Origin of the sequence: Myroides odoratimimus (assembly GCF_004337635.1) — a bacterium.
GTDB lineage: Bacteria > Bacteroidota > Bacteroidia > Flavobacteriales > Flavobacteriaceae > Flavobacterium > Flavobacterium odoratimimum.
Genome location: NZ_CP037427.1, coordinates 173,152 through 191,647, shown reverse-complemented (window position 1 = coordinate 191,647; position 18,496 = coordinate 173,152). Strand labels below are relative to the sequence as shown.

General features: G+C 34.9%; 16 protein-coding genes and 3 tRNA genes. 12 read left to right on the top strand and 7 right to left on the bottom strand.

Features of this window, described 5'->3' with window-relative positions; all coding sequences use genetic code 11:
* Nucleotides 1–191: 191 nt before the first annotated feature.
* Together cmk and E0Z07_RS00865 are read left to right on the top strand one after the other, a co-directional pair.
* Complete coding sequence (gene cmk / locus E0Z07_RS00870) at nt 192–878, top strand: (d)CMP kinase (protein WP_006258748.1); 687 nt, start codon at nt 192–194, stop codon at nt 876–878.
* 80 nt (nt 879–958) lie between these two features.
* Entirely contained in the window at nt 959–2,299 is a 1,341-nt protein-coding gene (locus E0Z07_RS00865) for an MFS transporter (RefSeq protein WP_006258747.1), read from the top strand.
* Between the two features lie 91 nt (nt 2,300–2,390).
* On the opposite strand, the gene E0Z07_RS00860 is transcribed toward E0Z07_RS00865, so the two are convergent.
* The 3 genes from E0Z07_RS00860 to E0Z07_RS00850 form a co-directional block, all read right to left on the bottom strand.
* Entirely contained in the window at nt 2,391–3,740 is a 1,350-nt protein-coding gene (locus tag E0Z07_RS00860; RefSeq protein ID WP_006258746.1) for a DEAD/DEAH box helicase, read from the bottom strand.
* A gap of 183 nt (nt 3,741–3,923) precedes the next feature.
* Nucleotides 3,924–4,685: a C40 family peptidase gene (locus E0Z07_RS00855; protein ID WP_006258745.1), complete on the bottom strand. Its 762-nt coding sequence runs from the start codon at nt 4,683–4,685 to the stop codon at nt 3,924–3,926.
* A 79-nt stretch (nt 4,686–4,764) separates the two neighbouring features.
* Nucleotides 4,765–5,943, bottom strand: a complete 1,179-nt coding sequence (locus tag E0Z07_RS00850; RefSeq protein WP_006265928.1) for an acetyl-CoA C-acyltransferase — start codon at nt 5,941–5,943, stop codon at nt 4,765–4,767.
* A gap of 280 nt (nt 5,944–6,223) precedes the next feature.
* Here E0Z07_RS00850 and E0Z07_RS00845 point away from each other — a divergent pair.
* From E0Z07_RS00845 to E0Z07_RS00820, 6 genes are all read left to right on the top strand, one after another.
* Nucleotides 6,224–6,307 (top strand) — tRNA-Ser (locus E0Z07_RS00845).
* Nucleotides 6,308–6,314: 7 nt separating this feature from the next.
* Nucleotides 6,315–6,389, top strand: a tRNA-Pro gene (locus tag E0Z07_RS00840).
* A gap of 31 nt (nt 6,390–6,420) precedes the next feature.
* Nucleotides 6,421–6,494: transfer RNA gene (locus tag E0Z07_RS00835), tRNA-Arg, on the top strand.
* A gap of 146 nt (nt 6,495–6,640) precedes the next feature.
* Complete coding sequence (locus E0Z07_RS00830; protein ID WP_006258743.1) at nt 6,641–7,027, top strand: hypothetical protein; 387 nt, start codon at nt 6,641–6,643, stop codon at nt 7,025–7,027.
* A 48-nt stretch (nt 7,028–7,075) separates the two neighbouring features.
* Complete coding sequence (locus tag E0Z07_RS00825; protein ID WP_225581751.1) at nt 7,076–7,279, top strand: type II toxin-antitoxin system HicA family toxin; 204 nt, start codon at nt 7,076–7,078, stop codon at nt 7,277–7,279.
* Between the two features lie 285 nt (nt 7,280–7,564).
* Entirely contained in the window at nt 7,565–8,347 is a 783-nt protein-coding gene (locus tag E0Z07_RS00820; protein WP_131540152.1) for an alpha/beta fold hydrolase, read from the top strand.
* Here the strand turns inward: E0Z07_RS00820 and E0Z07_RS00815 are convergent, their stop codons facing one another.
* From E0Z07_RS00815 to E0Z07_RS00805, 3 genes are all read right to left on the bottom strand, one after another.
* A complete protein-coding gene (locus E0Z07_RS00815) occupies nt 8,348–8,551 on the bottom strand; it encodes a hypothetical protein (RefSeq protein WP_006261845.1) in 204 nt (67 codons plus the stop codon).
* A gap of 118 nt (nt 8,552–8,669) precedes the next feature.
* Nucleotides 8,670–9,569 carry a lytic transglycosylase domain-containing protein gene (locus E0Z07_RS00810; protein WP_041893503.1) on the bottom strand — a complete coding sequence of 300 codons (900 nt, stop codon included), beginning with the start codon at nt 9,567–9,569 and terminating at the stop codon, nt 8,670–8,672.
* A complete protein-coding gene (locus E0Z07_RS00805; protein WP_131540151.1) occupies nt 9,553–10,230 on the bottom strand; it encodes an alpha/beta hydrolase in 678 nt (225 codons plus the stop codon). The genes E0Z07_RS00810 and E0Z07_RS00805 overlap by 17 nt, the downstream gene beginning before the upstream one ends.
* Before the next feature lie 341 nt (nt 10,231–10,571).
* On the opposite strand from E0Z07_RS00805, the gene E0Z07_RS00800 reads away from it, so the two are divergent.
* Nucleotides 10,572–10,853, top strand: coding sequence for a GNAT family N-acetyltransferase (locus E0Z07_RS00800; protein WP_006258736.1), 282 nt, complete (start codon nt 10,572–10,574; stop codon nt 10,851–10,853).
* 160 nt (nt 10,854–11,013) lie between these two features.
* On the opposite strand, the gene mtaB is transcribed toward E0Z07_RS00800, so the two are convergent.
* Nucleotides 11,014–12,330 carry a tRNA (N(6)-L-threonylcarbamoyladenosine(37)-C(2))-methylthiotransferase MtaB gene (gene mtaB / locus E0Z07_RS00795; RefSeq protein ID WP_006258735.1) on the bottom strand — a complete coding sequence of 439 codons (1,317 nt, stop codon included), beginning with the start codon at nt 12,328–12,330 and terminating at the stop codon, nt 11,014–11,016.
* Nucleotides 12,331–12,419: 89 nt separating this feature from the next.
* Here mtaB and E0Z07_RS00790 point away from each other — a divergent pair, with 89 nt between their 5' ends.
* The 3 genes from E0Z07_RS00790 (at nt 12,420) to E0Z07_RS00780 (ending at nt 18,495) form a co-directional block, all read left to right on the top strand.
* Complete coding sequence (locus E0Z07_RS00790) at nt 12,420–14,018, top strand: ABC transporter substrate-binding protein (protein WP_131540150.1); 1,599 nt, start codon at nt 12,420–12,422, stop codon at nt 14,016–14,018.
* Between the two features lie 797 nt (nt 14,019–14,815).
* Nucleotides 14,816–15,541, top strand: a complete 726-nt coding sequence (locus E0Z07_RS00785; RefSeq protein ID WP_006265922.1) for a LytR/AlgR family response regulator transcription factor — start codon at nt 14,816–14,818, stop codon at nt 15,539–15,541.
* Nucleotides 15,538–18,495, top strand: coding sequence for a sensor histidine kinase (locus E0Z07_RS00780; protein ID WP_131540149.1), 2,958 nt, complete (start codon nt 15,538–15,540; stop codon nt 18,493–18,495). Before E0Z07_RS00785 ends, E0Z07_RS00780 begins: the two co-directional genes overlap by 4 nt.
* Nucleotide 18,496: the final 1 nt, after the last annotated feature.

Genomic DNA, 18,496 nt, shown 5'->3' with positions numbered 1-18,496 from the left:
AGCCATTATTGTAGAAAATAGTCGTATTTTTAAGGTGCTTTTTTAGTATTTGTTTTACAATGAGTGTTTTAAAAAGGTGTTTTGATTAGAAATAGCTATTTATAAAGTGTTTTTAAAAAGATACGAAAGCTTATAAATACTACTATATTTGACAAATCAATGAGTTTTAAACTAATTTTAAATTTTTCAATTTGAAAAAGATTACTATAGCGATTGATGGTTTTTCCTCTACCGGGAAAAGTACATTAGCGAAATCATTAGCGAAGTCTCTTAGCTATGTATATATAGACACAGGAGCTATGTATAGAGCGGTTACTTTGTCTGCAATGAGAAAAGGTTTGATAAAAGAAAATTACTTCAATAGAGAAGGGTTAATAGAGTCATTACCATCAGTAGAACTACACTTTGAGTACAATCCAGAGAAAGGATTTGCAGAAGTGTTCTTAAACCAAGAGAATGTAGAAGGTGTGATACGCAGTTTAGAGGTATCACAGTTTGTAAGTCAGATAGCAGAAGTACCTGAGGTAAGAAGAAAGTTGGTAGAACAACAACAAAATTTAGGTAAGTCTAAGGGGGTAGTAATGGATGGAAGAGATATAGGAACAGTTGTGTTTCCTGATGCAGAGTTAAAGATATTTATGACTGCCTCTCCAGAAATACGTGCTCAAAGACGCTTTGATGAATTGAAAGATAAAGACCCTAATGTGAGTTATGATGCAGTGTTTCACAATGTAGTAGAAAGGGATAAAATAGATACAAGCAGAGCAGATTCACCACTAGTAAAGGCAGATGATGCTGTAGAGGTAGATAATTCTAATTTAACTATAGAAGAACAGTTTAATTTAATTCTGGATTTAGCGCAAAAAAGAATTAAATAAATTATTATAAACACACTTATAAAACGAGGTTTAAGGGCATAAACTCTTAAACTAATAACACAGAAATAATATCACACGTAATGAATGTAAAAGCAAAATTGACGTTGATGAGTTACCTCGAATTTGCTGTTTGGGGGGCTTATTTAACATCTATGGGGAACTATTTAGGATCAGTTGGGCTAGGGCCTAAGATTGGTCTTTTTTATGCCATGCAAGGTATAGTATCTATTTTTATGCCTGCTATCATGGGAATAGTAGCTGATAGATGGATACCAGTTCAGAGGTTGTTAGGATTGAATCACTTAGCCGCAGCTATTTTTATGATTGCTACAGGTTATTACGGTTTTATAGCAGGAGGGGATGTAGACTTTACAACGATCTTTACACTTTACACTTGTAGTGTAGCTTTCTTTATGCCTACAATCGCTTTATCTAATTCAACTTCTTATGCAATATTAAAACAGAATCACCTCGATACGATTAAGGCCTTTCCGCCTATACGTACTTTTGGTACAGTAGGATTTATCTGTGCGATGTTGTTTGTTAACTTTTTTGGGTTCCACAGTGATGGTTCTTTAGGGTTTAACTTTGGTGGAGATATCGCTTTTGAGAGTTTTCAATCTAATTATTATCAATTCTTTGTATCAGGTGTTTTAGGAATAGTTCTTTTCTTATACAGTTTCGTATTGCCTAATTGCCCTATTAATAAATCTAATGAGAAGCAGAGTTTAGCAGATGCTTTTGGACTAAAGGCATTCAGTTTGTTTAAAGAGAAGAAGATGGCAGTATTCTTTATCTTCTCAATGTTGCTAGGAGTGTCATTACAGATTACGAATGGGTATGCGAATCCTTTTATTACGAGTTTCTCTAAAGTACCAGAATACGCTGACTCTTGGGGAGCACATAATGCTAATGCGTTAATCTCGTTATCACAAGTTTCAGAAACCTTGTGTATCTTGTTAATTCCATTTGTTCTTAGAAAATTTGGTATTAAAGTAGTAATGTTGATGTCAATGTTTGCTTGGGTTCTTCGTTTTGGATTCTTTGGTATAGGTGATCCAGGAAATGGAGTATGGATGTTTATATTGTCTATGATTGTTTATGGAATTGCATTTGACTTCTTTAATGTATCAGGTTCTCTATATGTAGATAATGAGACAAGTGAAGATATTCGTTCTTCTGCACAAGGAGTATTTATGATGATGACTAACGGTTTTGGAGCAACAATAGGTATGCTTATCGCTCAGTACATTGTGAATCACTTTGTATATAGCCAAGAAGATGTTACTTTACAGTTAGAAGGTTGGAGACATTCATGGCTTATATTCGCAGGATATGCTTTAGTAGTAACTATATTGTTTGCTATTATATTTAAGTATAAACACAATCCACAGGCTGTAGAAGAAAACATAAAAGAGTAAATATGTATTCTTTCTTTTAAGAGAATATTTTTAGATATAAAAAAAGCGTGCTAAATCTTGATTTAGCACGCTTTTTTATGGTTCGATTATCTTATTTGTTCTTGCGTTTAGCAGCTCTTTTGGCTTCTACTGCTCTGTTACGAGGTTTAGTTTTACGTGGGTTACGTTTACCAGGACCTCCAAGATTTACCTTTTGGTTTTTGTCTTTTTTCTCGTGGAAAGCAGCTCCTTTTTCTATTGGCTTTTTAACCTTAGCAAGTTGTTTAGACTTTAACTTAGATTTTTCAAACTCCATAAGTGACTCAGAGATGACTACTTCTTCTGGGATTGTCATTGCTCTAAGTTCTTTCTCCATTAGAATCTCTGCAGCTAATTTTACTTCTTCCTCTTTAGGGTCTACGATAGAGATAGCCGTACCTTTTTTATCAGCACGTCCTGTACGTCCTATTCGGTGAATATACTGTTCTGGAGAGTCAGTGAACTGTAAGTTGATTACGTGGCTAATATCAGAGATATCAAGTCCACGAGCCATTATATCTGTAGTTAGAAGACCTCTTAATTCATTCGCTTGGAACTCAGCCATAGATCTCATACGGAAGTTCTGAGATTTGTTAGAGTGAATTACAGTGAACTCTTCAGGAAAGGCTGCGTCTAGCTTTTCCATTACAACATCTGCAAGACGTTTACTGTTGATAAAGATAAGTACTCTATTAAACTCTTCTTTATTGCTAAGTAAGTGCATTAATAGATTTAACTTCGTGTTGAAGTTAGGTACATTATATATCTGTTGATCTATATTCTCTAACGGAGTTCCAGAAGGAGCAAGAGATACTTCTTCAGGGAAGTCAAAATATTCGTCAAGTACTTCGTCTACTTCTTCTGTCATAGTAGCAGAGAATAAGATATTTTGACGTTTTCCTTTCATCATTGTAAGAATAGATGTAAGCTGTGTTCTAAACCCTAAGTTTAGTATTTCATCAAATTCATCAATGACTAACTTCTGTAAATTATCAAAACGCAATACTCCATCTAGAGCTAAGTCCATCATACGTCCAGGTGTACCTACTAGGATATCTACACCTTCATAGACAGCTTTTCGTTGTGTATTGATATTGGTACCACCATATACCCCTAATGTTCTTACAGACATATAGGCTGTAAGCTTTTCTACTTCATCTACTACTTGTACTACAAGTTCACGTGTAGGTACTAGTATCACTACTCTAGGAGATTCAGCATGGCTAAACTTCCATTGTTTTAAGATAGGTAGAAGGTAGGCAAATGTCTTTCCTGTACCTGTTTGGGCAATACCCATCATATCTCTTCCAGAAAGAATAACTGGAAATGATTTAGCTTGTATAGGAGTTGGTGAAATAATATTAAGCTCATTAAGAGCTTTTTCAAGGGCTTTCGGTAGATTAAATTGCTCGAAAGTATTCATATATGTCGATATTTGCAGCAAAGATACGTTTATTTTTTTTGCAATATCAAATAGTTTCTATTGTCTTAACGAATAGTTTTTGAGCTAAATAGGATAAAATAGCTAATAAAAAAACAATTACATAAGTCCTTGTAATGAATTGTGCTCCCATTAGAAAAGTGGAGACCTAAACTTACTATAGACTTAAATGATTTTCTTGATTACTCTTAGTTTATGAGTATGTCTACCAGAATCGATATTATAAATTCCTAAGTGATCTAGTCTGTCTATACGGACTTTTCCATGAGCATGTATGATATAGTTGTTCTCCATGATTATCCCTACATGGATGATATTACCCTCAGCATTGTCAAAGAAAGCTAAGTCACCTATTTCGCTTTCTTCGATGAAGCTTAAGGCTTCTCCTATAGCTGCTTGTTGTGAGGCATCACGAGGAATTCTATATCCATTGATTCTGTAAACCATTTGTGTAAAACCAGAACAGTCTATTCCGAAAGGCGTTTTCCCTCCCCATAAGTAAGGAGTATTTAAGTACATAAACGCAGTCTTTAGAAAAGTTTGTTTTGTAAATTGACCAGTGATAGTCAGTCCTTCATAAGTGAAGTTATCTGTATTGATGCTGTTCTTTTTTAATCCTGTAAGACAACTACCAAGAGGTACTGCCATTAAGTGATTGTTGTTAGAAGAAATAAAGTCTACTAACTCCGCAGAGTGAATAACAGATGTGTTTTGAAGGTATTTATAATCTTCTTCAGAGATTTCTTGATATTGTTTATTATCTATCCAACCTTGGTACTTGTCGAAAGCTAATTCTATTTTCGACCACTTCTCTGTTCTTTCTAAAATAGTAAAGTGTTCACCGAAAAGGACTTGAGAGACCATTTCGCTTCTGTCGCTTGGTTCAAGTCTTAAGGGTACAATGGCAAGGTTGCAATATGCAAACATAATATAGGTTTGAATTAAAGTACAAAAATAAAAGATGAGTTTGAACTAATCAAACTCATCTTGAATATATTATTAAAAATTAAGCTCTTTCGATAACTAATGCTGATGCACCACCACCACCATTACAGATAGCAGCAGCTCCTATTTTTGCATTGTTTTGTTCTAATACACTTAATAATGTTACGATGATACGAGCACCAGAACATCCTAGAGGGTGACCTAAAGAAACAGCTCCACCGTTTACGTTTACCTTTTCTGGATCGATATTAAGTAATTTAGTATTTGCAATACCAACTACAGAGAACGCTTCGTTAAATTCGAAGAAGTCCACATCTTCGATAGCTACATTCGCTTTTTTAAGCGCTTTAGGCAATGCTTTAGCAGGAGCAGTAGTAAACCACTCAGGCTCTTGAGCAGCATCCGCATATCCTTTGATATAAGCTAGAGGTTTTAATCCTAAGCTTAATGCTTTTTCTTCACTCATGATTACTACAGCAGCAGCTCCATCATTGATAGTAGAAGCATTAGCAGCAGTTACAGTTCCTTCTTTTGTAAAAGCAGGGCGTAAAGAAGTAATCTTATCTAATTTTACATTTGTGTATTCCTCATCCTTAGAAACTACGATAGCATCTCCTCTTCGTTGAGGTACAGATACAGGAACTACCTCGTTGTTAAACTTACCAGCATCCCATGCTTTTGCAGAACGCTCATAAGATTTAATAGCGAAGTTATCTTGTTCTTCTCTTGAGATATTATGTGTACTAGCGCATAAGTCAGCAGATACTCCCATAGCATTATTGTCATAAGCATCTACTAGACCGTCATTTTGTAAACCATCAATGATAGTTGCAGGACCAAATTTGTTACCATTACGCATGTGTACATAATGAGGAATCATACTCATATTCTCCATTCCACCCGCTACAACTATTTCTGCATCACCTGCCATAATAGCTTGTGTCCCTTGCATAATCGCTTTCATACCTGATGCACAAACTTTATTTATTGTAGTACAAGCTACCTCTTTAGACAAACCTGCTTTTAAAGCCGCTTGACGTGCAGGTGCTTGTCCTTCTCCTGCTTGAACTACATTCCCCATCAATACTTCATCTACTAGATTAGCATCAAGGTTGATCTTATCTAGTGCCCCTTTAATAGCAGTAGCACCTAATACTGTAGCTGGTACAGTTGATAAACTTCCTAAGAAACTTCCTATTGGTGTTCTAGCAGCAGAAACAATAACTACTTTTTTACTCATAATTTATAGAATTAATTAAGTTTGATTTTTGTTTTAAAACTTTAGACCTTCTGTAAGGCTCAATAAAGATGTGGGAAAATACATAAAATATCTTGATTTTGGATAATTATCTAAGAAATAAAAAAATAATGTTTTTTTTATTTGTGTTTACTTCATTGACTATGAATAGGTTTGTTTTTATGTGGTAATTTTTTGTTGTTTTTTTCTTTCAAAAGCTTGCATAGAACCAAAAGTAGTGCTAAGTTTGCATCCGCATTAGAGAAGTAATTCTCTTAGCAACGGAGAGGTGCCGGAGTGGTAACGGAGCAGATTGCTAATCTGTCATCGGGTAACCGATGCCAGGGTTCGAGTCCCTGTCTCTCCGCTTTTTTCGGGGTGTAGCGTAGCCCGGTCATCGCGCCTGCTTTGGGAGCAGGAGGTCGCAGGTTCGAATCCTGCCACCCCGACGAAAGAAAAACATCTAATGTTTTTTGGTTAGGTCCAATAGCTCAGCTGGATAGAGCAACTGCCTTCTAAGCAGTAGGTCTCAGGTTCGAATCCTGATTGGATCACAGAAGCCTCAACGTAAGTTGAGGCTTTTTTGTTTTTAAATTGTTTTAGTTGATTTCTTTAAACAGAATAATAACATTTATTTTATTCTATAAAAGCTTAAATGTTATATCTTTATATAAACTAAATAATTGAATAATATCTAATTATGGGTAAACAAGTGTCTTTAAGGTTTACAAATAAAGCAGGAAGTGTAGTTGCTAGTATTTCTGTGTTGTCTTTTAAAGAAGATAATACATTCATAGTGTATACTCCTCAATTAGATATAAGTGGATATGGTAATACTTATGAAGAAGCCCTAAATTCTTTCGAGAATTCGCTAGAGATGTTTCTAGACTATACAACTAATAAAAATACTTTGTATAAGACTTTATCTGATTTAGGTTGGAAACTTATAAAAGGGAGTGAGAAAAAGCCAAAAAAAATATCAGCTCCTCTATTGAGTCAGTTGATAATAAAAAATGATTATTTAGCGGATTTATTGAATAATCAATCTTTACAAACCTCAAGTAAAGAAGTAGTAATCCCTATTTAATAACTACGTATGAATACCTATAAGCTCAGTAACATTCCTCTCAAAACAATGTGTTGGTTTATAGAACATAATGGATGTAAGGATGTCGGAGGAATAGGTGGGCATAAAAAATATGTAAGAAAAGACTTGACTAGACCGATTATTATACAATCACATATAGATCCTGTGCCTGAGTTTATTGTTAAGCAGATTCTTCGGCATTTAGGTTTTGATAAAAAGCAGTTTCATGAGTATTTAAAAGCTTATTATTAAGTATAGAATATATAAGAGATTATTTGTCTTTTTGCGTTCAAATGGAATGCTTATTTTATTCTTCATAACAGTAGTTTTTAGTTCTTTTCTTTTTTACAGTAATGTGTCTTGTTAGGAGGGAGAATAGTTAAATCTAGAAGTGGTGTCAATATTTTGTCACTAGGTAAAATCAAATCTATCCTATAATCTAGGTCTGATAGAATAAGAATATCCTACAGAATCTTATTTGCACACCCCAGATATCCTTTTTATTTTTGAGACTAACGACAATAAAACTTACCGTAAATGATTACAGCTATTCAAGATTGTGTCTTAGTCAATCAAAAGAATATTTTTTATAAACACTTTTTTTATCAAGGAGAGAGTAAGTACACACTAGTATTACTACATGATTCATTAGGCTGTGTTACCCTGTGGAGAGATTGGCCAGAATTGTTAGCAGAACGGTTGCAGTGTGATGTATTAGTATATGACAGAGTAGGGTATGGACTATCAGATAAGATGGATACTACGAAGAGAGGAAAAGACTATCTAAAGCAAGAAGCAGTATTCTTAAAAGACTTATTGGAAGAATTAGAGTTAGAGCGCGTTGCTTTATTTGGGCATAGTGATGGTGCGTCTATTGCTTTATTATTTGCAGCAATGTATCCAGATCACACTTTAGCCTTAGTGGCTGAGGCTGCACATATCTTTGTAGAGAAAGTAACTTTAGAAGGAGTGCAAGCTGCTAAGACTGCTTATGAAACTACAGATTTAGCTGAGCGCTTAGTGAAATATCACGGAACTAAGGTAGATGATGTAGTCCGAGCATGGGTAGATACTTGGTTATCTTCAGAATACCAAGATTGGACAGTAGAAGAGGAGATGAAGGGAATAGTGTCTCCATTGTTATTTATACAAGGAGATCAAGATGAGTACGGTAGTCTAGACCAAGTAGAGAAAACAATAGCGAAGGCTCAAGGAATTGCAGAGAAGGTTATTTTTCCTAATGTAGGGCATACTCCGCATAAAGAGATAAAAGAGCAGACGCTAGAGGTCATAGTATCGTTCTTTCAAAAGAACATCTAATTAGAGTGCTTTTAGCGCTTCTATTTTGTCATAGAATAGTTTTTCTAATCTTGGATCAACACTACTCAAATAAGCGCTCTTTAAGCTTTCTAAGTATTTGTTTAGATCAGGTACAGTACTTCCAGGGTCTAGGTGAAAAGGTGTACTTAGATTCTTAGAAAGAATAATTTCGAATGCGTTGTTGATGTATTGTTGTTTATCCATGATTCTACAGATGTAATTTAGAGTACAAAGGTACACAGAATTCAGAAGCATTAAAAAAACAAAGAGCGCTTATTTAATACATTAAATAAGCGCTCTTTGTCTTGGTTTTATATCTAGATTAGATTCCTTTAGTTGGAATCTCTATTTCATATACTTTACCTTTTACTTTTAAACTAGTGTTTACTAACCACGGGTTGTATAGTTTTAGTAATTTGTAGTTGATACCTTGTTCTTTTGCGAATAAAGCTAAATCATCTATATCATAAGATACACTCACTTTTTTAGTAGGTACTATTGGATATTTTTCAGATTCAGGTACGTCAAAACCGTATTTTACAGGGTTAGACATAATCTCTTTTAAGGCTAATATTCTGAATACGTATCTAGAAGTCTCTTGGTTTAAGAATAAGTCATAGTAGTCCTCTACATATTGACTTTCCATAGCACGTGACATACCTGCCATTCCTCTATTATAAGACGCAGCAGCCATTGTCCAGCTACCGAAACGGTTTTTGGCACTTTGGAAGTATTTACACGCAGCTTCTGTTACTTTGATTAAGTCGTATCGTTCGTCTACGTATTCATCTATGTATAAGTTAAAGTCCTTAGATGTTCCTTTCATGAACTGCCAGAATCCACTAGCTCCAGCAGGAGATACCGCATTAGCTAGTCCGCTCTCTATCACACATAAGTACTTAAAGTCATCAGGAATACCATTCTTTTTTAAGATTGGTTCGATGATAGGGAAGAATCTATTCGCTCTTTTTATCGTTGTTATAGTAGTACCGTGAAGATTCGTATTGATGATCATTTCTCGGTCAAATCTTTCTTTTACATCTATCTTGTCTAAAGGAGCTTTTTCTCCAGCGAAGTTAGCAGATAGCGGTAGAGGATGAGCGTGTAAGGCAGCTTCATTATGATCCTCCGTAGCGCTAGATATAGTAGTAGCAAACATAAACGAAGAAGCTACTGCTATAATAGCAGCGGTTACAAATACAGTTCTAAGTGTCTTTTTCATTATTTTTCTTAAGTATAATCGTTTCTAAATTTTCATTAAACCATTTGTGCTTGATGATAATCATCGCATGAGTACCTCCTTTTACCTCGATGGCAGATTGTATATTCTTGTAAGGGAATATCTCATCGTTAGTCCCGTGTATGTGTACTACGTTAGCTAATGGTTTGTCTTGTTTCCAATGCAGTACTTCTCTGATACACCAGTCTACATATTCCTTATCTCTTATTGGGAGATAGCGATCATATAGTGCTAATCTTTTCTTTTTTTTCTCTGAAGCTGTTTTTTTGATAACGTTCCAAAGAGTAGGGATAAAAGATGTAGGCAACCATTTATAGAGTCCTGTTTTTCTAGCGATTCGATAGCGTTTAGGGAACTCTTTATTAGAACGTACACTCGAAATAATAATTGTCTTTCTTACAGAAATTAATTTACTTATTTCTTGAGCTATAATTCCTCCAAAAGAAACGCCTATTAAGATAGGATTATCATGTGTGATCAGGGGGAGATAATGCTTTACATACTGTTCTAGTGATTCAGATTTATTTATAGGTAACCATTCTAAAAAGACAATTTCAAACTTTTCTTGATTCAAACTAAGATGTTCAAAAATCAAAGAAGTAGAGGACATACCTGGGAAGAAATAAATAGGTATTTTGCTCATTATAAATATTTTAAATCGTTTTTATAAGGTTATGTGGAAAAAAATCCCGAACTTTGCTAAATATAGAGATTATAGTAACTTAAAAAAAGAAATACTAGATATTTTATTTTTTACTACAGTTTTAACGACAAATAATCCAATAAGAGCAGATTTATCGCATACACATCATGAGGTATATTAGTGATTAGAGATAATCATTTAGCATACCTGAGGTACTGTTATATGCTATAGTGTATTAGTTGGTCGTTAGAGAGTAGGAGTATACACTTACCCTCCTAATTAGTTTAGGAAGCACTGCAGTTATTATAATTTGTTTTGTAATCATAAAACTTGGAGATATAATGGAAATTAAAGACAATGAGTTACTACGTCAGTTCGAGTATGAGACTGAGCAAGGGTTGCTTAGTGTAGAGTATTCACTACAAGAAAGAAAGATTTTTCTTACAAAACTTACTGGATTAGAAGAAGCTTTACCAACACAAGCATCTGACTTTTTAAAAGGTATTTTGGAGATGTTAAGAGAGAAAAGGTTAAGAGTAGTACCTACACATCCTAAGATTGTTTCTTTCTTTAGAAAGAACCCTACGTATAAAGAGATGTTACCTCCTGGTATCCGTATCTAAGTAATATTATACACGTTATAGCCTTTTAAAATAATAAGGACTAGAATGTAATTATATAAAAAAGCCTGTTTAGAATCTTCTAAACAGGCTTTTTTATATTTCTATATTGTATCAGATTTCTAATCTGTGACGGTCTATTGATGTCGTGTATAAACTTGTGTTAGATAAACTCTAACCTTACGATACCATCCTCATCTATCTTCGTTAACTTCACTGCGTGTAATGTATTTACTAACGCTGGATCCCATGGTGTTTTTACCTTCACATAGTTTTCTGTGAATCCGTGGATATAACCTTCTTTATTCTCACCTTCGAACAGAACTGTTTTCTCTTTGCCGATTTGAGACTCATAGAACGCACGACGTTTCTTTACGGAAAGTCCTCTTAGCATTTTACTTCTCTTATTACGTACATTCATAGGTACCACTTCATCCATATCTACAGCCTCTGTATTATCGCGCTCTGAGTATGTAAATACGTGTAGGTATGAAATGTCTAAATCACTTAAGAAATTATACGTCTCTAAGAATTTCTCGTCAGACTCCCCAGGGAACCCTACGATCACATCCACACCGATACAGCAGTCTGGCATCACTTCTCTGATCTTCTCTACTCTCTCTACATATAATTCGCGTAGGTAACGACGTTTCATTTTTTTAAGAATGTCGTTACATCCAGACTGTAAAGGAATGTGGAAGTGAGGAACGAATGTTCTACTCTTCGATACGAAATCTATTGTCTCATTCTTTAATAAGTTAGGCTCGATAGAAGAGATACGAAGTCTCTCGATACCTTCTACTTTATCTAATTCTTGTACTAATTCTAAGAAAGTGTGTTCGTGTTTCTTATTCCCAAACTCTCCTTTACCATAGTCACCGATATTCACTCCTGTCAGTACGATCTCTTTTATATTCTGAGCAGAGATCTCAGCTGCATTTTTCAATACGTTATCCATAGTATCACTACGAGAGATACCACGAGCTAATGGGATGGTACAGTATGTACATTTATAATCACATCCATCCTGTACTTTAAGGAAAGCACGTGTTCTGTCACCTATAGAATAACTCCCTACGTAGAAGTCAGCTTCTGAAATTTCGCATGAATGCACTTGTCCCATTTCATTTTTAGACAAGTCATTGATGTAATCTGTTATTTTAAACTTCTCTGTCGCTCCTAATACTAAGTCTACACCATCTACAGAAGCTAGTTCTTCTGGTTTTAATTGAGCATAGCATCCTACTGCAGCTACGAAAGCTTTATCGTTTTTCTTCTGAGCCTTTTTTACTATTTGCTTAAATTGTTTATCTGCATTTTCTGTTACAGAACATGTATTGATAACATATATATCAGCCACTTCTTCGAAATCTACTCTATCGAATCCTTCCTCTGCAAAATTTCTAGCGATAGTGGAAGTTTCTGAGAAGTTAAGCTTACAACCTAATGTATAGAAAGCTACTTTTTTTCTATTTTCCATAATGATTACTTACTAAGTAGTAACTTTGAATTATATTTACTTTTTCAATATTGAAAAGGTTTGCAAATTTACGTACAAAAATCGGTTTGATGAAATCAATAATTCATTACGTTTCAATATTTTGTGTCTGTGCACTGACGTTTTCTTGTCAGAAAAAAACAGCTAATCAGGATAAAAATTTAGTTTTTAGATATAACGAGAATGCTAATATTCAGACACTAGACCCTGCTTTTGCCAGAAATATGGCTATCATCTGGCCGTGTAATCAACTCTTTAACGGATTAGTGCAGTTAGACGATAGCCTGCATATACAAGCAGATATCGCCAAGTCATGGACAATCAGTGAAGACGGTAAGCAGTATGACTTTATGCTGAGAAGGGATGTCTATTTTCACAAGCATAGCCACTTTGGGGCAGATAGTACTCGTACAGTAGTAGCTAGTGATTTTGAATACAGCTTTAATAGAGTATTAGATGCAGATGTGGTTTCGCCAGGAGCGTGGATATTCCAGAAGGTAAAGAATTTTAAGGCAATTAATGATACCGTCTTTCGCATCGAATTAAAAGAAGCCTTTCCTGCCTTTTTAGGATTGCTGTCGATGAGGTACGCTTCTGTAGTGCCGAGAGAGATAGTAGAGGATAAGACGATAGACTTTCGTTCTCATCCCATTGGGACAGGGCCTTTCTATTTTAAATTTTGGGAAGAGAACATTAAGTTAGTCCTTCGCAAAAATCCAAATTATTTTGAAAAAGATGAGAAAGGCAATCAGTTACCTTATCTTGAGGCAGTAGCTATAACATTCTTGCCAGATAAGCAGAGTGGTTTTTTACAGTTTTTGCAAGGTAATCTAGATTTTATATCCGGCTTAGATCCATCTTATAAGGATGATATTATCACAGAGAATGGAGAGTTAAATCCGAAGTATAAGGAGAAGGTGCAGATGGTGACAGGCCCTTATCTAAATACAGAGTACCTAGGCTTTAACTTAGAGGCACCAGGTGCTATACAAGATGTAAGAATACGCAAAGCCCTAAATATGGGGTTTGACCGAAACAAGATGTTGTTGTATCTGCGTAGTGGTATGGGAGATGGAGCAGTAGGAGGAATTATACCACAGGGTCTCGGAGGGCACTTTAGTACTGATAAACTCTATAATCCAGAAGAGGCTAAAGCACTAGTGGATGATTATAAGAAGACGAGTAAAGAGAGTAAGGTAGAGATCACCTTGTCTACGAATGCTAACTATCTCGATATCGCAGAATACCTACAACGCGAGTGGAAAAAACTAGGGATAGAAGTAATAGTAGATGTGACACCGCCTGCTTCTCTACGTCAGGGTATGGCATCAGGTAAGGTGTCATTCTTCAGAGGAAGTTGGATAGCAGACTATCCTGATGCAGAGAATTACCTTTCGTTATTTTATTCAAAGAACAAGGCTCCTAATGGGCCTAACTATACTCGCTTCACTAATCAAAAGTTTGATCAGCTCTATGAACAAGCTTTTAAAGAAGTGTCAGAAGAGAAGCGAAATAGTATCTATCAACAGATGGATCAGATTATAGCAGATGAGGTACCCGCTATCATCTTGTTTTACGACAGAGCAGCGAGGTTCTCTCATCAGAATGTAAAAGGACTAGGGATTAACCCTATGAACAATTTATTCTTAAAGAGAGTTTACAAAGAATAATATAGTCCCGCCGCAGTACCTACTGTGGGATAAGAATACAAAAAGTCAGTTCACACGATCTTGTGTGGACTGACTTTTTTGTTTTTAGAAGTGTATCAGTTTTGTGCTTATTTATGAATAGATAGTATGAGATCATTTAGAGAAACTTCTCCTTTTTTTTCTGTTATTCAGATGAGCTTGTTAGAGGAGAATAGGTGGAATACAAAAGAAGCATTGTTCGACAAACAAGCTTCTAGCTCCACCATTCTCGAGGTATTGTCCATGTATTGTCGAGGGATTTGCAGATATCGTTAATGTTTATAGGGGTTGTGGGCATTTTAAGAGGAAGTGTATAATTAGGTATTTTGTGTTTAATGTGTTGATATATAGAGTTTTGATTATTTTTAGGGTGTAAAAAAAATGAGATTGTTTTTTTATTAATTACTCTGTTTAGCAGGTTTTTTGGGGGAGAAGGATAAAAAAAGAGAGATAGAAGTGACTTTTTTAGTCTTTATAAGTCTTTATACTAGCTGAAAAATAAAAAAGTAAACTAATTAATTTTGAATACATCTTACAGGTTTGTAGGAATTGAGAATCAGTGTTGTAGTTTTGAATGTATCACATAAATCAGAAATGCATTAGAATAGTGTCGTGTTTTGATTGTATTTCATCAAGTAAAACATAAGTGAGTCATCAGCTGTAAGTACCAGTAGGATGAATATTATTGCCTATTTATATCAGTAGATGTAGTGAGGATATGGATGTATTGTTTATTTTTGCGTATACCACCATTATTATAAAATAAATACCTTACGAACATGATGAATGAACTAGTTGTTTTAGTTGTAGATGATGAACCTAAAGTAGCTGAAGTACTCAAAACGATTATAGAGAAAAAAGTAGTATACCACGAACGAATAGTCGTACATACTGCCCATTCTGTGCAAGAAGCTGCAAAAGAAGTTAATGCTATTTTGCCAGATATAGTATTCTTAGATATTCACATGCCAGAAGAGGATGGATTTGAGTTATTTAATTATGTTGATCAAAGTACTTTTGAGGTGGTGTTTACTACAGCGTATGACCAGTATGCTATAGAGGCCATTAATAAGTATGACTGTCTGAAGTATCTACTGAAGCCGATAGGGATACAGGATGTACAGAACGTATTCGACAAGTATAAAGAGTTAGAGGGGTATCACTACTTTTATAAGATCATAAAGAATAATCAGAAGCGCTATATCGTACGAGTAGAGGACATCGTGTACTGTAAGGCTGCGGATAACTACTGTGAGATTTATTTAAAAGATCAGAAATATTTAGTGTCTAAGACATTAAAGAATGTGGAAGATAAAATAAAGCATAAAAACTTTAAACGTGTGAATCGCTCTTATTTAGTGAATGTAGATCATATCGATTATATCGATAAGGATACGAATGTGATTTGTTTTAAAGAACAGATGGTAGTGAATCATGAAGAGGTGGATAATGTGATTACGGTGGCTTCTGCTATGATGAAGGAGCTTAATAGCCTTAATATATGAGATATTTACTAACCGTATTTTTTGTATTCTTTTACTTTATAGGATTCGGGCAGGGGATTATCACGAAGCAGTATACCATAGAGAATGGTCTGATGGCTAATGATGTACGTGCGCTATGTGTGGATTCTAAGGGAATAGTATGGATAGGATCTCGATCTGGTCTAGCACAAAAAATACAAGGATTAGTAAAAGCCAATGAGGATGCTGCTCGATACCGATATACTAATATAACAGATATCATAGAGGATGATAAGCAGGGTATCTGGGTAGGGAGTTATGGGCAAGGTATCTTATATAGAGGTAAAGGTGAGGTACGCATCATCAGTGTACAGCAAGGGCTTATCTCTAATAGAATAAGGCGATTATATCACAATGGTGATTATATCTATGTAGCTACCTCTGATGGGGTGTCTCTGATCTCTAAAAAAGACTTCTCAGTTATTACTCCTAGTTTTGTTACGAATAAGCATCACCCATTTGAGGTAAGTGATTTCTTTGAGTATCGAGGAGAGGTATATGTAGCTACGATTAATGATGGAATATTTAAGCTCATAAATAATGAGTTAGTTCTAGTAGAAAAAGAGGGAAGAATATTTGCTGCTATTGGTTTTGACGATAAGGTGTTTATCGGAGGTCAGGATGGCTTAGTAGTCAAAGATTTATCTACTAAAAAAGTGATAGCCAAGTATGATATTCCACCAGTCAAGGATATAAAGAAAGCAAATAATCAGCTGTATATCGTCAGTGGTGGAGTAGATGATAATAATGGGCGACTGTATAGATGGGATGGAGTCTCATTAGATAATATCACAGAGTACTTAGGAGTAGCTTCTACGGACTTCTATTCTGTGGGATATGATGAAAAGAATGACTTCTTATATATAGGGACTAAATCTCAAGGGGTATTTCAGATCGATTTATTCTCTCCTCTGAGTTATGATAGCTCACACGGAGGAGTATCTGTTATAAAAAAGTTGAAAGACAGAGTGTTCTTCTTTACTCAAAAAGGAGTGTTGATACAGAATAAAGATGAGGAAGTAGGGACTATACCTCTATCAGCATTTAAGCATTATCAAGAACAGCATTATCGCAAACATTTAGCTATAACTACGAAAAGCAATCACTTTTTTGAGATTGATTATACGGTGCCTGCAGATAAGATTATATTCTACTCCGCAGTAGAGTATAATGGTGCGATTTGGGTTAGTAGTAATATAGGTGTGTTTCAGATAGGGTATAATGGGTATATTTTATCTTATCATTCTATTCATACCTACCAGTTTGGCTTTTATCAAAACCGATTTATTGAGACTAATCCTTTTGGAGGAGTAAGGGTGTATCAGGATTTGAATAAGATGAACTATCAGTACCACTTTAGGGTAGATAGTGAGGATATACCAAGAGATATCGTAGATATAGAGTATGTAGGAGACAAGATGTTTTTGGCAGGAGCTCTAGATGGATTGTATACTTTCGATGGAAAGAACTTTATGTCCTTGTCTAAGCGCAATCTGTTTCCTGAGAATAGATTAAAGAAGATAGAGAGAGGAGCTAATAATACGCTTTACGTAGCTACGGACTTTAATGACATTTATATACTAGAGACGCAGAGCGGAAAGTATATGGTGAAGGATTTTATCTCAAATAAAGATATTGTAGGAGCCAATATAACCTTGCTCAAGTGTATAGGACAAAAGATCTTAATAGGAACGAGTAAAGGGTTAACCGTTATAGATGATAATCACAAGTTTCAATTTAATAAGGAACAAGGCTTTGGCAATGAAGAGGTCCTATCTTATGAGTTAAAGGATAATTTACTATTCATAGGGACAGTAGATGGGGTGTATACGTTAGATATCACTTATTTTAAAAGAAGAAATGTTCAGTATGAGGTCAATATTTCAGAGATTACAGTCAATGGACATGAATTAGAAAAAAATGGAGAGGTCTATCATCATATACGAAAGTTAGAATTAGATAGCAGAGAGAATAATATTCAGATAGGCTTCGAAGTATTAGGAACGAAGTTTCCAGGCAAATTAGAGTTTCAGTATCGCTTAAAGTTAGGCGAGAATTGGATTAGTGTAAAAGAGAATAGACTAGATTTACATTATCTAGAGTCAGGACTATATCCTATCGATATTAAGGTGTATGACTATGACAGTGGTAATGAATTGATATACCCACTCTTATTAGTAGAGGTAGATAAGCCTTTTTATGCAAAGGCTTGGTTTATTATACTATGTGCTATTCTACTATTAACTGTTTCTTCTTTATTCTATTTATTTAGGTTTAAACAGTTGAGAAAAGTTCAAATAGCAGAACGTAAAAGGCTAGAATATCAAAAGAGATTAGCAGAGGTAAAACTACAGTCTGTACGTAGTCAAATGAACTCTCACTTTATCTTTAATGTATTGAGTTCTATTCAGTACTATATTATAAAAGAAGAGGTAGATGATGCACTCTTTTATTTAGAGCGTTTTGCTCAATTGATTAGGACAACATTAGATATGTCTACCAGAGAACGCATTACCTTAAATGAGGAATGCGAGTACCTGAGCACATACGTCGAGATTGAAAATATGCGATTAGACGGAAGGGTGAGTTTCGAGATAGATGCAAAGGGAGTAGATCTAAGAGGTATATTAGTTCCTCCTTTATTACTACAGCCTTTCGTAGAGAATAGTTTAGTACATGCTTTTCCTCAGCATATAAAGAGTCCTCGTATTGTGATTCGTATTTATAAAACAGAAGAAGAGTATTTAGCTATAGAAATAAAGGACAATGGAGTAGGAAATACTGCTGTGAATAATAAGAAACATGAGTCTAAAGGTATGGCGATCGTGAAAGAGAGAATCTCACTAATCCAATCGTATCTAGATGATGACTTAATCATCAAGCATGATAGCGAAGGAACATTAGTGAGAATAGTATTAAAAAATGTTTTAAAGTAAT

What these genes read in the sequence shown, in the direction of transcription:
- E0Z07_RS00825 (WP_225581751.1), top strand. Translation starts at nt 7,076, where the DNA reads ATGTGTTGGTTTATAGAACATAATGGATGTAAGGATGTCGGAGGAATA.
- E0Z07_RS00865 (WP_006258747.1), top strand. Translation starts at nt 959, where the DNA reads ATGAATGTAAAAGCAAAATTGACGTTGATGAGTTACCTCGAATTTGCT.
- mtaB (WP_006258735.1), bottom strand. Translation starts at nt 12,330, where the DNA reads ATGGAAAATAGAAAAAAAGTAGCTTTCTATACATTAGGTTGTAAGCTT.
- E0Z07_RS00805 (WP_131540151.1), bottom strand. Translation starts at nt 10,230, where the DNA reads ATGAGCAAAATACCTATTTATTTCTTCCCAGGTATGTCCTCTACTTCT.
- E0Z07_RS00850 (WP_006265928.1), bottom strand. Translation starts at nt 5,943, where the DNA reads ATGAGTAAAAAAGTAGTTATTGTTTCTGCTGCTAGAACACCAATAGGA.
- E0Z07_RS00855 (WP_006258745.1), bottom strand. Translation starts at nt 4,685, where the DNA reads ATGTTTGCATATTGCAACCTTGCCATTGTACCCTTAAGACTTGAACCA.
- E0Z07_RS00815 (WP_006261845.1), bottom strand. Translation starts at nt 8,551, where the DNA reads ATGGATAAACAACAATACATCAACAACGCATTCGAAATTATTCTTTCT.
- E0Z07_RS00860 (WP_006258746.1), bottom strand. Translation starts at nt 3,740, where the DNA reads ATGAATACTTTCGAGCAATTTAATCTACCGAAAGCCCTTGAAAAAGCT.
- E0Z07_RS00780 (WP_131540149.1), top strand. Translation starts at nt 15,538, where the DNA reads ATGAGATATTTACTAACCGTATTTTTTGTATTCTTTTACTTTATAGGA.
- E0Z07_RS00785 (WP_006265922.1), top strand. Translation starts at nt 14,816, where the DNA reads ATGATGAATGAACTAGTTGTTTTAGTTGTAGATGATGAACCTAAAGTA.
- E0Z07_RS00810 (WP_041893503.1), bottom strand. Translation starts at nt 9,569, where the DNA reads ATGAAAAAGACACTTAGAACTGTATTTGTAACCGCTGCTATTATAGCA.
- E0Z07_RS00820 (WP_131540152.1), top strand. Translation starts at nt 7,565, where the DNA reads ATGATTACAGCTATTCAAGATTGTGTCTTAGTCAATCAAAAGAATATT.
- E0Z07_RS00830 (WP_006258743.1), top strand. Translation starts at nt 6,641, where the DNA reads ATGGGTAAACAAGTGTCTTTAAGGTTTACAAATAAAGCAGGAAGTGTA.
- E0Z07_RS00800 (WP_006258736.1), top strand. Translation starts at nt 10,572, where the DNA reads ATGGAAATTAAAGACAATGAGTTACTACGTCAGTTCGAGTATGAGACT.
- E0Z07_RS00790 (WP_131540150.1), top strand. Translation starts at nt 12,420, where the DNA reads ATGAAATCAATAATTCATTACGTTTCAATATTTTGTGTCTGTGCACTG.